The sequence below is a fragment of the Gimesia fumaroli genome, assembly GCF_007754425.1.
GTDB classification, from domain to species: domain Bacteria; phylum Planctomycetota; class Planctomycetia; order Planctomycetales; family Planctomycetaceae; genus Gimesia; species Gimesia fumaroli.
On record NZ_CP037452.1, the window covers coordinates 3,512,148 to 3,526,064 of the forward strand.

Sequence of the window (13,917 nt, forward strand, 5' to 3'; positions counted from 1 at the left end):
CGTGACCGACAACAGCAATCTTGACGAATTGGTAAAACAGAACCAGGAAGCACTCGATGCTCATACCCGCGAGCACGTTCAGTGGCACTTCAATCCTGAAACAGGGTCTCCTTACTGGCTGGAAAAAGCTAAGTCGTTCGACTTCGATCCGTTGACCGATGTGAACTGTTTCGAAGACTTAAACAAGTTCCCGTTGTTTGAAGATGACGAACTGCGTGGCGGCCCCGTTGATCGCTGGATTCCCAAAGCATTGCGGGGCAAGCCGACGTATGTGTTTGAAACGGGCGGTACGACAGGGATTCCCAAGTCGCGAGTGGTAATCGACGATTTCCGCATCGACTACGAAAATTTCAGCGATACCCTGCCCGATGAATCATTCCCCAAAGGGGCCAACTGGCTGATGCTGGGGCCCTCAGGTCCGCGTCGTTTGCGACTGGCCGTGGAGCACTTGGCACAATACCGGGGTGGGATTTCATTCTGTGTCGACCTGGATCCTCGCTGGGTGGTCAAGTTGATCAAAAAAGGGAAGATCGACGAAGTTAAAGAATACAGTGCGCATGTGATTGATCAGGCGATGGCGATTTTAGGAGCCGGTCATGAGATCAAGTGCATGTTTACGACGCCAAAACTGCTCGAGGCGCTCGCCATGCGGTTGATGGATGAAGGTTCGAGTATCGAAGAAGCCGGCATTAAAGGCATTTTCTGTGGCGGGACCGAATTCACGCAGCAATGGTATCGCTTCGCCCGCGAAGAGCTGCTGGGCGAGAATGTTTACATTACCCCCACTTATGGGAACACCCTGATGGGGTTGGCCTGCGGTCGCCCCTTTGATCCTGCTGATAATTATAAAATTACCTATTATGCTCCGCAGCCGCGTGCTGTGATTCGCGTCGTTGATTTTGATGACCACACGAAAGTGGTCGGCTATGGTGAGACAGGCCGCGTCAAACTGTTTACGATGACCAAAGAGTTGTTTATCCCCGGCTTCCTCGAACGCGACGAAGGCGAACGCGAAGTGCCGCACATTAAATATCCGTGGGATGGTGTGAGTGGCGTGCGTCCGTTCCATGAGATTGCCGCTTCGACCACCGTGGGTGTTTATTAATTGACCCATGAAGCAGGCGAGTTGCTTGCCGGAGCAATTGAGCCGGTAAGCTCTCGCTTGTCTGCCTGATGTAATGAAATTTTGATCCATTTTGCCTTGATGCGACCAGACGAGTTTGATTCGCATTCGCTTGATAAAGGAACGCTGCCGTGTTGGAAATACCTGTACTTCGCTGGGGAAAACCTTACGAAAGTTTTGATCAACAGGAAGTCGTTCATTTTGAAACGGGCGAGCCTTTGGCCAAAGTCCATCAGGCGAATGCCGGCCTGGTCAAAATGGATATGCGCAAAGCACAACGGGCTCGCGATCTGCTGCGAGAGATTCCGATTTCGAAACTGCTGGAAATCTGCAAGAAAGCCGCCGACCTGTATATGACGGCGGAACTGCCGCTGGGCAACGGGACGCAGACTCCCGAAGAGTTTTGTCGGATTCAGTCCGCCAGTACCGGGATGCCGGAATGGATGTGTGCGGGCAATATGAAAAAAGTGGCGTTCGTGCTGGAGAACATGGAGTCGATTCTCGACGCGTTAACCCGCGGGCTGCCTCTGGATATTCTCACTAAAGGTTATGGCAAAGAAGAACGTGGCGTGATGATGAGCTATCAGGCCCATTCTCCCGTGCTCGGTCTGGTGCTGCCTTCGAATTCCCCCGGCGTGCATACTCTGTGGATGCCGATCCTGCCGATGCAGATTGGTCTGGTCTTAAAGCCGGGTTCTTCGGAACCGTGGACACCTTACCGGATGACCGAAGCGTTCTGCCAGGCGGGAATTCCCCGAGAATGTATCTCCGTTTATCCGGGGCCCCACGATGTCGGTTCGACGGTTACGGAACTGTGTGGTCGAGTGATGTTGTTCGGCGGCCAGCAGACGATTGACAAATACAAAGGCAATCCGAACGTGCAGGCACACGGGCCCGGTTTCAGTAAGATTCTGATCGGCGATGATGTTGTTGATCAATGGGAAGACCACTTGGATCTGCTGGTGGATAGTATCTATCAGAATGGGGGCCGCAGCTGTATTAATGCTTCGGGTGTCTGGGCATCTCGTCATACGGAAGCGATTGCGGATGCGATTGCCAAACGAATTGGTCCCGTAGGACCGACTTCGATGACCGACCCGGAAGCACCATTGGCAGCCTTCACGATGACAGGAGCCGCCAAGGCGATGAACGGTCAGATTGAAGAGGGACTGAAAGAGTCCGGCGTGACGGAAGTGACCGCAAAATACCGGGACGGCGAGCGACTGATTGAGCTTGAACGCTGTGATTACTTGCGGCCGACGATTGTGCATTGTGCGAACACAGATGCGACGCTGGCGAACACCGAATACATGTTCCCAATGGCATCGGTGGTGCAGTGCGAGCAGAAAGACATGCTGAAAAAGATTGGTCCGACGCTGGTTTGTACGGCGATCACGAAAGACGAAGCCTGGTCACAACAGTTGCTGGATGCAACGCAGATCGACCGGCTGAATATCGGGCCTATTAAGACCAACGCGTTGAATTGGCTGCAGCCGCACGAAGGAAATATTGTTGAATTTCTGTTCCGTGCGCGTGCGTTTCAGAATGAATCGCCGGCCGCTCATTAAGCCGATGAATGCCGGTTTCCCTCATGCAATCAGGCAGATTGTGCGAGGGGTTCGCGAGAGTCTTCTCGGATATGACTTGCCAGTTCTTCCGGAGTATCTGAAAGCATCCAGTCGACGATGCGCCAGTCCGACCAGCGTGGATCAGGGTCGGATGAAGGAGCACCGATGAAGCCGAGGTGACCGCCGTGCTTCGTAAGATGCAAGGTCACCTTGCTGTGATCGGACAGGTGATCTCGAATTTCAGAATAGGTATTCGCGGGAACTAGTGGATCATCCATCGCGGTGATAATCAATGTGGGAATATTGATGTGCGTAACGACTTCCGCAGGGCTGCACTGGCTGTAATAGTCTTCTGCCGATTCATATCCGACAAGCGGTGCGGTAAACTGATCGTCAAAGTCGCGCATGTTGCGGGGATAATTCTCGCCTGAGACTTTGTGCGTGTGTTCATTCAAGTGGTGTGAGGTGCGAATATGTTTTGTCAGATTGCTGATGAAGTGCCGCTGGTAATGTCCGAAAAGGGGCTTGCCGAATACCTGGACGCTTTCGGATAATCTGATCGGTGGATTGAGTACGAACGCCCGGTCAACCATGTCGGAGACAATATTGGGTCGACCAAGGTAGTTCAGTGAAATCGTACCACCCAGTGAGAAGCCGGCGATCCCAATGGGGGAACCGGGGCACAAAAACTCAACGCGATCCAAGGCGACTTGTAAGTCGAGAAAGCTGCCTGCGTGATAAGGAGATTTTGCCAGCCCGGTCCCTGCTCCGCAGCCACGCAGGTCCATGCGAAATACGCGAACACCGCGCTGGTTCAGCTTGTGTGTCAGTCGAACCATGTAGGAACTGCGATGACAGCCTGAGAGACCGTGCAGCAGAATGACAACGCGGTCACCCGGTTTCCAATTGCCTGGGCAGTCATCGTGAACAATTAACAGATCATTATCAGGAAGACGGCAGCTGTGCTGCTCTGCCTGATAGGGAGCTTTAATACGAGAGTGAAACTGTCCCACAATCGTCTGGAGGTGCGCATTCCGATAAAATCGGTGCGGAATGAACGGCGGAAAAACAAGATCACTCTTCATTAAGTTCTGTCCTGCAGAACGTCTCTATATCAACTGATTAAACAAAAGCGGCTGTGGTCGGCTTAATGGTTAAATCAGAAACATGAGCACGAGGTGGTAGCTGACAAATCATCATAACGGCAGCGGCAACATCTTCTGGTTGCAGAATTTTGGCACGGTGTTCTTTGCTGACGGGAACGGGACGATCATCAAGTATCGGTGTTTCGACTTCACCCGGGTAGATCGTGGAGATACGAATACCACGATCTTTTTCTTCCTGAGCGACGGTTGTTCCGAGTGCAGTCATCGCAAATTTGGAGGCATTATAGGCAACTCCGCCTAACAGGGCTGCGCGAATTCCGGAAATCGAGCAGATATTAATAATCAGGCCGTCTTTTCGCTCTCGCATTTGAGGCAGAACCGCTTGCATGCAGTTGAAAGCCCCTGTGGCGTTGACATTCATCAGGCGATCCCAGTCTTCCGGGGAGACCTGTTCCATGGAACGGTCGCGGCAGTTGATCCCTGCACAGTGGACGAGAATATCAATGTGCCCTGCTGTTGCATGTGCCCAGTTGAAGAAGGTTGTGACACTTTCGCGGTCAGCAACGTCCAGTGCGTGAAAAGCAATTTTGCCTTCTGCCTGTGAAGCGACTTTTTCGAGCGGTTCGAGGCGTCTGCCACCAATAATGACATTGGCGCCTGCCTGTGCGAGACTCAGGGCACAGGCTGCTCCGATGCCTGTGCCTCCCCCGGTGAGGACCACGTTTTTATTCTCTAATCCCGGCATGATTGTGTTTCTCTATCTGGTGTCAGTAATGTGGGTTACGCATTGTTTGCTTGCGAGTATAGGGCTTACCCGGATTTTACGAAATAGAGAAAAGAAAGGAAATGATGTTCTCACGGAAATGGTGCTGAAAATCAGACTTCTTTTTCCGGTGTTTGTACAGGTTTTCGACGTGGGGGGGCGAAAAAAAAGGTGATTAGTACGAGCAGGCCGAATAAGGAGTAGCAGAGGGTGAAGACCCAGGGTTCGGCCTCCATGAACAGCGCGTCGTGGACCCAGGTGGCGATGAAATCGCCTTGATAGCTGGCCTGCCCTGCTTTCTCACGCAGCCATTTTTCCAGTGTCGTTAACGGGCAGATGACTCCCGTTAAAGATTCTGCAACAACGAACAGGATCGAGATCAGGTGGATCACGCGGAACTTGAAATTTCGCACCCAGTTCCAGCCAGAGAATACACCAAGGGTTATCAGAATCTGGCCTAGCAAGACAAACATTACGAATGCGAAATGAATGACCACCGTCGTGTCCGCACCCACGCGGTAGAGAAATTGTGTGTCGTGGAAATTCATTCTATAGTCCGGTTGCGCTGGATTGAAAAGAATTGAGGCGGAATGATGGTTGTCGGGAAATTCGATTGTTTCCCTGTTGTTTTAGAGGCTTCAAAAAGAGGAAATATTCCCCAGATTGAACAACATTATGAAAAAAATTGAGTCCAGGTGACTCAAGATGAGTGAAGTTCTGATGTTTGCATGGTTTGTTCATACACTGCCGGTTTGTGATTCGATATACTACAGCCAGCGTTCCAGAAGTCCCCGGAGATATTTGAATCGGGGCAATGGTGTGTGAAGACGATGGTTAACAAACGTAAAAAAATTTCGTTCGCCATACAGCGATTCCTTGGGAAGGAACAATTGATGTCATCCACGGGGCATCAACAACTCGATCATCACGATCCGGAAGGTGGTTCCGCCGAGGGAACGCCGTCTCGATCAGGAAATCATAAAACCAGATTGCATTTAATGCGCAAAGTACGGAGTGGCCGTTTACGGTTGCCGATCACCCTGAGTGTGGTCCTGATGGTCATGAATGTTGCGCTAATGGTGTTCTGGATCATTCTGGCAGCTCAGATCTACTGGTGGACTGCCTTGGCGATCGGTACGGTGGTTTTTGTCCTGATTCTGGTCGGCCTGTCTTTGTATCTCGTGTTGACGATCAAGGAAGTCCGTCTCAGTCAGCGGCAGTCTGATTTTATTGACAGTGTCACTCACGAATTGAAAACGCCGATTGCTTCACTCAAGCTGTATCTGGAAACATTGCAGATGCGGTCTCTTGATGAGGAAAAGCGAAGTGAATTCTATTCGACGATGAAAACTGAGCTGGAGCGATTGGATCACCTGATTTCTCAACTGCTGGAAGTCAAACGTCTGGACGCATTGGGAATGGAATCCGATCCGGAAGATATTCTGATTGAGCCTTTAATCAGGCACTGTGCGCGTGTGGAATGTAATCGACGGCAGTTGGAAGTCGATCAGATTTTCAAGTTTGATTTCGAGCCAGCGGTGATCCATACGCGGCGGATATTGCTGGAAATGATCTTTCGAAATGTGATTGATAATGCGATCAAATATGGCGGCAGTAAGCCTGAAATTCAGGTACAGGTGCGCGTAAGTAAAGGCGGACGTGTGATTACCCGTGTGATGGATAATGGGGAAGGTGTCGACCCTGAAATACGCAAGGATATTTTCAAGATCTTCTATCGCGGAGAAAGTGAACTCGAACGCCGCAAAACGGGCACAGGGTTGGGACTGTATATCGTGCGGAATCTGGTACATTTACTGGGGGGAAAAGTGACCGTTCATGATCGACTGGATCAGCCTGGAAGCGTGTTTGCGATTGATTTACCAGGAAGGGCTGAGTCATGAAGTTGCTGGTTGTCGAGGATGAACAGGCTCTGGCGCAGGGCTTGAAATTCAACTTCGAGCAGGAAGGTTATACCGTCCTGACAGCAGAAGATGGTCCGACTGCACTGAATTACTTTAGGGACTGCTATGAAACCGATCAGGATAACATCGATCTGGTCGTGCTGGATCTGATGCTGCCGGGGATGAGTGGCTATGAGATTGCTAAGGAGATCCGCCGGATCGATGAGGTGATTCCGATCTTGGTTTTGAGTGCCCGGGAGTTGAGTGAAGACAAAGCGTATGCGTTTGATTGTGGCACCGATCAGTATATGACGAAGCCGTTTGCACTGCCGGAGTTGCTCAGCCGCGTGAAGAATCTGTTGAAGCGGAAAAGTCTCGTACAGTCTACTCCTGCTCCCGTGAAAACGCTGCCGCCTCTCTATCATTTTGGCAACGTGACGGTGGATTTTGAAGCATTCGAAATTGAGGTGGATGGCGAGCGGAAAAGCCTGACGAATCTCGAATTACGGTTGCTCAAATATTTTATCGAACACGAAGGCATGGTGCTGACACGCAGCCAGATTCTGGAAGATGTCTGGGGCGAACAATCCGCTTTCGTGACCACGCGTACGATCGACAATTTTGTGCTGCGGTTACGTAAGCTGGTCGAGAGTAATCCTGCTGAGCCTGTACACATCGTTTCTGTTCGTGGTGCCGGCTATCGCTTTATGCCGGAAGAGGCTTCTGAGTAGGAGTTTGTGAACAAGTGTGGTGGTTTCTATCGTGTTTTTTGCCAGAAAGACCTTAATTCTTTGATTATTTGTGACTTTGACACAACTTTGACAATTATATGACGCTTCCCAGACACCCGATTCCGACCTCATTGATAGAATTCCGCTGAAGTGTGGGAGTCAGTGAAACACTGATTTCTACGAGTGACTTAATTCAGACAACTAACTATTACAATGAGGGCATCATGTCGAGTGTCATTCTTGATCAACCAGCTGAGAAAAAAACAGCTTCGTCAACCCAGACAGTGAAGTCAAAAAAACGCGAAGAGCGTGAGCAGATCCTGGCTCAGTTCCATAAAGAGAATTTGCGTTGGGGGAATGTGGACTGGGTGGTTTTGCTATGGATGGCCGGAATTCACATCGGCGCCGTGGCTGCCTTATTCTTCATTTCCTGGCAGGCCATCGTGACCTGTCTGGTCTTGCACTGGGCAACCGCCAGTATTGGCATCTGTCTGGGATATCACCGCTACCTGTCACACAAATCATTTAAATTACGAGCCCCTGCGGAATTCTTTGTCTTGCTGTGTGGTGTACTGTCCGGAGAAGGTTCGCCCTTGACCTGGGCTGCGACACATCGTCTGCACCATCAGAAATCAGACAAGCATGGAGACCCCCACTCCCCTTTTGAGGGAACCTGGTGGTCGCACCTGCTGTGGTTGTTCGTTTATCGCAGCAAAGACATCAACGAAAAATTTGCAGAGCACTATATCCCCGACTTCAAAGACCGCCCGATGATTCAGTTCTTCGAAAAGACCTATCCTCTATGGTTGATTGGTTCCGGCTTTGCCATGTACGGAATTGGTTATGCCATGGGCGGTAATTACATGGGCTGGTCAATGCTGCTCTGGGGCCTGTGTGCCCGGATGGCCTTCGTTTATAACTCAACCTGGTTCGTGAATTCCGCAACTCATTTGTGGGGTTATCGTAACTATGAAACGACCGACCAATCCAAGAATCTGTGGTGGGTGGCGATCGTCGCTTACGGCGAAGGCTGGCACAACAATCATCACGCGCATCCTTCGGTTGCTCCCGCTGGTCACCGTAAATGGGAATTTGATATTACCTGGTGGTCGATCAGACTGTTACGGGCTGTCGGCATGGCCTACGATGTCAACGATCGGATTCCTGAGCAAAATGCAGAACCGGAAATTGATCCGGAGCCCGGAAAGAACGGGATTGTGGTCACGAAATAAGTGAGTCTGCTGAATTAAGTTTCCAAGCCATGACCGGTGAAAGCTGGTGATGGCTTTTTTGTTGCCTTCAATAAAACAGGACTTGGGTAACAGGAAGTGCAAAAATCCCGAAGAGGACTGATGATGTTTGTTATTTTATGTTTCGATAATGATGAGGTCCGTTTTTTCGCGGATACAAAAATCAAGCCACTCCAGATAGTCCTTTCTTGCAGGTAAGACGATTTCGTTCCATTCTTTTATATCTCTCTCAAGCATTTCGGGAGGGAGCCGTCCTACAGGTACAGGACATGACTCTTCGTAAGTTTCTTCAACGCAACCGTCTATGAGTTCTCGTTCTTTCTTGATTTCTTCTAATGTTAAGTGTCCTATGTTTTCATCATGGGGAGGAAAACCAAATGGAGGATTATAATAGTCGTCTAAGAGGCTAGACTTGAGCCAGAGTGCGTCAATTGTGAGCGGACTTGTTAGCGAATCTCCTAAACCATCTAGTTGTGTTCCAAAAAGCTTACATAGCCACCGAAATGGATTTATCAGGCAGCAATTAGATTCTTCAGGGCCGTCGCCGAGATTGAATATTTTTTTTATGATTTCTTCGTCATCTCGATAATACTCAACTTCTTCACTGGGGATTTCGTCATCGGGATTTAAGCCACTTTCCAGTTTAAGATCTTCGATATAAAGTTGTGCATATCCTTTCGCTTCTTTGACATCAAGATTCCTGATTGTTTCCAGATCGACTGAATATGCAGCTGTTGATCGACTCATTCTGAAGTCTTTCCTTGAACTATTGAGTGTCTTATGCGGGGGTTTTAGTTGTTTGTATTACCGTAGATGCGATTACGAAATCTGTTCCAGATAACCCGGCCGTAAGACGTCTTCGCACCATTGGGCGGCGAGCAAAAGATCGTCGAATTTGTCGGGGTGGCCTGTGATTTGAATCGCCAGCGGCAAGCCGGTTTCTGTGACTGTGACCGGGATGGAAATCGTTGGGAAGCCGGTCATGCTCCAGGGGGCGTTCATGCTGGGGTTGCCGGTTGTGATGAGATCGGGGGCCGGTCCCAGAGTCGCGGGGGAAATCAGGATTTCCGCGCGGGCGAAGCACCGCCGTGTGACTTGTGAGATCAGACTTTGGTAGTCCAGGCAGGCCTCAAAACGTTCCTGGGAAACTTCCCTGCCTGCGTCAAGAACCTGACTGATGGCGGGACCGTAGAATTCCTTGTTTTGATCGTAGTCTTCTCCCATATTTTGTACCATTTCATATTGCATCAGATTCAGGTGGTAGTCGAGGATGGATTCAAATTCCGTCGGCAATGGGCAGTCTCTAATGGGAGCACCGGCGGTTTCCAGTTTCGTGCGGACGGCTTTCAATGTCTGTTCCATCGCGGCATCGGCCCTGCTCTCAAAGAAATCGGTCAACCAGCCAATGCGGGGCGCGTCGGTGACCGGTTCAATCAACAGCGGCAGATAGGTGGCCTGATCAGTCATGCCGTCGAGCATGATGACCAGATCAGCGATGGTTTGCGCCAGCGGACCGATATGATCCAGATGTTGGGAAAGCAGGATCAGTCCCCGGCGATCGACCATACCGAAGGTTGGTTTCAGGCCAGCGACGCCACAGAACGAGGCAGGACGGATAATTGAGCCTCCCGTTTGCGTTCCAACAGCAGCCAGGCACATGCCGGCTGCGACAGCAGCCGCAGACCCACTGGAAGAGCCGCCGGGCGTGTGTTTCTGGTTCCAGGGATTCAGTGTGGGGGGAGGATCGAAACAGGCTAATTGCGTGGTCTCGGTTTTTCCAAGGAAGATGGCCCCTTCCAGACGCAGATTTTCGACGATGGTCGCGTCCCGGGATGCTGGTGTTTTCCCACGAGTGTCCAAGCCACCTCGGGTCGGCATGCCTTTGACATCGATGATATCTTTGATGCCAACCGGGATGCCGTGTAACGGGCCTCTCCAGCGTCCCTGTTGTAATTCCTGGTCGAGGGCCTCTGCCTGCTGGAAAGCGGCTTCACGGTCGAGGTGAGCCCAGGCTTGTAGAGTAGACTCTTTTTCATCGATGTTATGGAAGCAGTTTTCCAGGAGTTCGCGACAGGAGAGTTCGCGAGTTTTAATGGCCTGCTGAACGTGGGCTATGGTCTGGGGGGGCGTCTGGAATAGATTCATAATCGATTTCTGATGCGTGGGTTAGGATTATTGCAGTATTTTGTGATTTTCGGCGATTCACAGCCGGAAATCAAATGGCAGTGGGTTGACGCTCGGAAAATTAGCTCCATAATGCATTGTTCACGCGTTGATTCGCACTTTATCAGGGGGCGAAATGCTGTCTCTGAGTATGGTGGGGTAGTCGTTGACCGGGTCAGATCTTAACCGAAGCAGCCCACAATGGTTTATCTCAGGTGTACGAGGAGGCAGCATTTCGCCCCTTTTTATTTATATCGGCTCGTTCGAGCATCTCGATGCAAATCGGAACCTCTCTCTCACTGGATAAACGGACCTCAGTCACTTATTGTTATTGGTTGTGCAATCGGTTGATTGTCGTTTGAGAATAGTTTGCATCATTCTGAGTTCGATGTCTGAAAACAAGCATGTCTGAAAAAGCGATACAATACACGGTGTTGGCCCGCCGCTTCCGGCCACAAAACTTCTCGGAAGTCGTGGGACAGGAAATGGTTGCTAAAGCGCTGCAAAACGCGATTCGCGCAGATCGCGTGGCGCATGCCTATTTATTTACCGGGGCGCGAGGCGTAGGCAAAACGTCGATGGCCCGCATTCTGGCGAAAGCCTTAAACTGTCCGAATTCCCAGGATGGAATTCCCTGTGGCGAGTGTGAAGTCTGCCAGAATATCTCCGTAGGTAGTGATGTCGATGTGCTGGAAATCGATGGTGCGTCGAACCGCGGGATTGATGATATTCGTTCGCTGAGGGCGAATGTGAATGTGAGGTCAATGCGGTCGAAGTATAAAATTTATATTATCGACGAAGTGCATATGTTGACCAAGGAGGCGTTCAATGCCTTGTTGAAGACGCTGGAAGAGCCGCCTCCCAATGTGAAGTTTATCTTCTGCACGACTGAGCCGAATAAGTTGCCGGATACGATTTTATCCCGCTGCCAGCGCTTTGATTTTGGCTATATTGAAGAGAACAGTATCTGTGATCGTCTCAAGCAGATTGCCGAAGCCGAGCAAGTCAGTGTAGCAGACGATGCCATCCAGCTTGTCGCCCGCCGCGCCGGCGGTTCAATGCGGGACAGCCAGTCGATTTTTGATCAACTGCTCTCGTTTGGTGAGTCGCATCTGACGGCAGAAAGTGTGCATCGGATTCTGGGAACTGCCAGTGATGAGCGGTTGATTGAGCTAATTGATGCCTTGATCGATCGCAAACGCGATGTCGCGTTGTCGTTGTTTGATGCGGCGTTGAATTCGGGAGTGCAGCTCAACGAATTCGTCGATCAGTTACTGAATTATTTACGCGATTTATCAGTGGTCGCCACGGGCGCGAATGAAGTCACCCTGCTGGCCATTTCCGAAATCAACCGTGATAGTTTACAGAGGCAGGCTCAGGCGTGGGGAATTCAAACCTGCCTGGCCGCGTTCCAGATTCTGAATGAAGCCCGCAATAAGATGTTTCGCGCCAGTCATGGTCGTGCACTGGTGGAACTGGCGTTAATTCGGATTTCTCTATTGGAAGATCTGGATCAGTTGTGTGCCTTTATTTCCTCAGCCGGAAAACTACCTGCTGTCGCTCCTGCCTCGTCTCCTCCTCAGCAACAGGCCCCTCAAGCAAAACCGGCGGCGATTTCAGCGTCCCCTGCTCTCACCCCCGCTGTTGAGTCGAGTCCCATCACTGATTCCGGGACTCCTGATCAAAAAAAAATTGAAAAAAAAAATGAAAATCAGTCGGTTGTAGCGTCAAATTCAATTGAAAGCCCTGCTCCTTCCCAAGAACTCGTTCCATTTCGTGCCGGGATGGAAAGTTTATTGTTGTCGCAACTTGTTGAAAATACAGAAGATTCGCTAAAAAGCTCTTTGAAGGGTGTTGAGTCAATAGCAATTTCTGGGCCGAAACAGCTGGATTTACAATTCTCCAAGAGCTATAATTTTGCGAAACAGTACTGCGAACGTCCCGAAATGTTATCCCAACTGGAACGCTCGCTGGAGAAGGTGACGGGGGAGCGAATTAAAATTCGTCTCACCGTGAAGGAACCCGCGGCTTCATCCGACAATTCAGAAGAGAAACCGAGCAAGCCCTCGATGGCACAAAAACGAGCTGAGCAACGGGATTTAGCGCCCGACTCAGACGAGTTTCTGCAGGAAGCACTTTCTGTGTTTAATGCGCAAAGCGTGCGAGTCGAGGTTTTGAAAATGCAAACAGAAGAGAAAAAAGAGGATTCGTGACATGTTCAAAGGACTGGGAAATATCGCCGGCATGATGAAGCAGTTTTCAGAAATGCAGGGCAAAATGCAGGAGATGCAGGAAAAACTGGGGCAGCTTCGTTTTGAAGGTTCTGCCGGTGGCGGGATGGTCAACGTGGAAGCGAATGGCCAGCAAAAAATCTTGAACTGCAAGATCGATCAAACTCTTTTCGATAGTGGAGACAAGGAGATGATTGAGGATCTTCTAATCGCTGCGACAAATCAGGCTTTGGATAAAGCCCGTGAAGGTGCTGCTGAAGAAATGGCGCAAATCACGGGAGGAATGAATATTCCGGGACTGGAAGATGCATTGTCAAAATTCAATCCGAATGCTTAATGGATCACTTCCCTGTATCAAGATTCCAGACCTGACTGCTGCTAAAGGGCTGGCATTCTTCCGTTTTTAAAGAGTCACTGTTATGTCGTCACGTGGAAGAGAGAGTCAGTCTCATCCTTATGGTTCCAGTGTGGGGCAGCTGATTGATCAGTTTGCCACGCTTCCCGGTATCGGTCGTAAATCGGCTGAGCGGCTTGCGCATTATATTCTGTCGATCCCGGAGCCTAAGGCACGCCTCCTGGCCGATGCGATCCTGGCGGTCAAGCAGTCAGTGCGTCCCTGTTCGGTTTGTTACAATCTTACGGAAAATGAAGTCTGTAGTATTTGCTCTGACCCCCGGCGCGATAAAAAGCTGGTGTGTGTGGTAGAGCAGCCCCGCGACGTGGTTTCACTGGAAGCCACAAGTTCCTTTCAAGGCGTGTATCACGTTTTACAAGGTCGCATTTCTCCGCTGGAAGGGGTTGGCCCTGAAAATCTTACGATTGACGCGCTGGTGCGTCGAGTCAGACAGGAGGGAGTCACCGAAATTATTATGGCTACGAATCCGACGCTCGAAGGGGATGGAACTGCCCTCTATATTTCCAATCTGCTGGAAAACGAAAATGTCGAAATAACCAGACTAGCCCGGGGAATCGCCTCTGGAAGTGTGCTAGAGTTTGCTAATAAAGAGATGCTGTCCGATGCGCTACAGGGACGGCAGCGTTTTTAAGACACCTCAATTTTCATTTGTTTTCACTTTTATAC

At 50.3% G+C, this 13,917-nt stretch carries 13 protein-coding genes; 8 read left to right on the top strand and 5 right to left on the bottom strand.

Annotation, left to right across the window (positions count from 1 at the left end):
- Window position 1: 1 nt before the first annotated feature.
- Entirely contained in the window at window positions 2–1,105 is a 1,104-nt protein-coding gene (locus Enr17x_RS13335; protein ID WP_145309463.1) for a phenylacetate--CoA ligase family protein, read from the top strand.
- Window positions 1,106–1,254: 149 nt separating this feature from the next.
- A complete protein-coding gene (locus Enr17x_RS13340; RefSeq protein WP_145309464.1) occupies window positions 1,255–2,691 on the top strand; it encodes an aldehyde dehydrogenase family protein in 1,437 nt (478 codons plus the stop codon).
- Window positions 2,692–2,720: 29 nt separating this feature from the next.
- Here the strand turns inward: Enr17x_RS13340 and Enr17x_RS13345 are convergent, their stop codons facing one another.
- The 3 genes from Enr17x_RS13345 to Enr17x_RS13355 all read right to left on the bottom strand — a co-directional run bounded on the left by Enr17x_RS13345 (window position 2,721) and on the right by Enr17x_RS13355 (window position 5,108).
- Window positions 2,721–3,776, bottom strand: a complete 1,056-nt coding sequence (locus Enr17x_RS13345) for a YheT family hydrolase (RefSeq protein WP_145309466.1) — start codon at window positions 3,774–3,776, stop codon at window positions 2,721–2,723.
- 37 nt (window positions 3,777–3,813) lie between these two features.
- Entirely contained in the window at window positions 3,814–4,542 is a 729-nt protein-coding gene (locus tag Enr17x_RS13350) for an SDR family oxidoreductase (RefSeq protein ID WP_145309468.1), read from the bottom strand.
- Between the two features lie 131 nt (window positions 4,543–4,673).
- Window positions 4,674–5,108, bottom strand: coding sequence for a DUF2784 domain-containing protein (locus tag Enr17x_RS13355; RefSeq protein ID WP_145309470.1), 435 nt, complete (start codon window positions 5,106–5,108; stop codon window positions 4,674–4,676).
- Window positions 5,109–5,453: 345 nt separating this feature from the next.
- On the opposite strand from Enr17x_RS13355, the gene Enr17x_RS13360 reads away from it, so the two are divergent.
- The 3 genes from Enr17x_RS13360 (at window position 5,454) to Enr17x_RS13370 (ending at window position 8,424) form a co-directional block, all read left to right on the top strand.
- Window positions 5,454–6,461, top strand: a complete 1,008-nt coding sequence (locus Enr17x_RS13360) for a sensor histidine kinase (protein ID WP_145309472.1) — start codon at window positions 5,454–5,456, stop codon at window positions 6,459–6,461.
- Window positions 6,458–7,192, top strand: coding sequence for a response regulator transcription factor (locus tag Enr17x_RS13365; protein WP_145309474.1), 735 nt, complete (start codon window positions 6,458–6,460; stop codon window positions 7,190–7,192). The genes Enr17x_RS13360 and Enr17x_RS13365 overlap by 4 nt, the downstream gene beginning before the upstream one ends.
- A gap of 224 nt (window positions 7,193–7,416) precedes the next feature.
- Complete coding sequence (locus tag Enr17x_RS13370; protein WP_145309476.1) at window positions 7,417–8,424, top strand: acyl-CoA desaturase; 1,008 nt, start codon at window positions 7,417–7,419, stop codon at window positions 8,422–8,424.
- A gap of 135 nt (window positions 8,425–8,559) precedes the next feature.
- Here Enr17x_RS13370 and Enr17x_RS13375 read toward each other — a convergent pair whose 3' ends face one another.
- Together Enr17x_RS13375 and Enr17x_RS13380 are read right to left on the bottom strand one after the other, a co-directional pair.
- Window positions 8,560–9,189: a hypothetical protein gene (locus Enr17x_RS13375; protein WP_145309478.1), complete on the bottom strand. Its 630-nt coding sequence runs from the start codon at window positions 9,187–9,189 to the stop codon at window positions 8,560–8,562.
- Between the two features lie 72 nt (window positions 9,190–9,261).
- Window positions 9,262–10,587 (bottom strand): amidase, encoded by a 1,326-nt coding sequence (locus Enr17x_RS13380; RefSeq protein ID WP_145309480.1) that lies wholly within the window; start codon window positions 10,585–10,587, stop codon window positions 9,262–9,264.
- 422 nt (window positions 10,588–11,009) lie between these two features.
- Here Enr17x_RS13380 and dnaX point away from each other — a divergent pair, with 422 nt between their 5' ends.
- The 3 genes from dnaX to recR all read left to right on the top strand — a co-directional run bounded on the left by dnaX (window position 11,010) and on the right by recR (window position 13,882).
- Window positions 11,010–12,818, top strand: a complete 1,809-nt coding sequence (gene dnaX, locus Enr17x_RS13385; RefSeq protein ID WP_145309482.1) for a DNA polymerase III subunit gamma/tau — start codon at window positions 11,010–11,012, stop codon at window positions 12,816–12,818.
- Between the two features lies 1 nt (window position 12,819).
- Window positions 12,820–13,173 carry a YbaB/EbfC family nucleoid-associated protein gene (locus Enr17x_RS13390; RefSeq protein WP_145309484.1) on the top strand — a complete coding sequence of 118 codons (354 nt, stop codon included), beginning with the start codon at window positions 12,820–12,822 and terminating at the stop codon, window positions 13,171–13,173.
- An 82-nt stretch (window positions 13,174–13,255) separates the two neighbouring features.
- Entirely contained in the window at window positions 13,256–13,882 is a 627-nt protein-coding gene (gene recR, locus Enr17x_RS13395; RefSeq protein ID WP_145309486.1) for a recombination mediator RecR, read from the top strand.
- The last annotated feature ends 35 nt before the right edge of the window (window positions 13,883–13,917 follow it).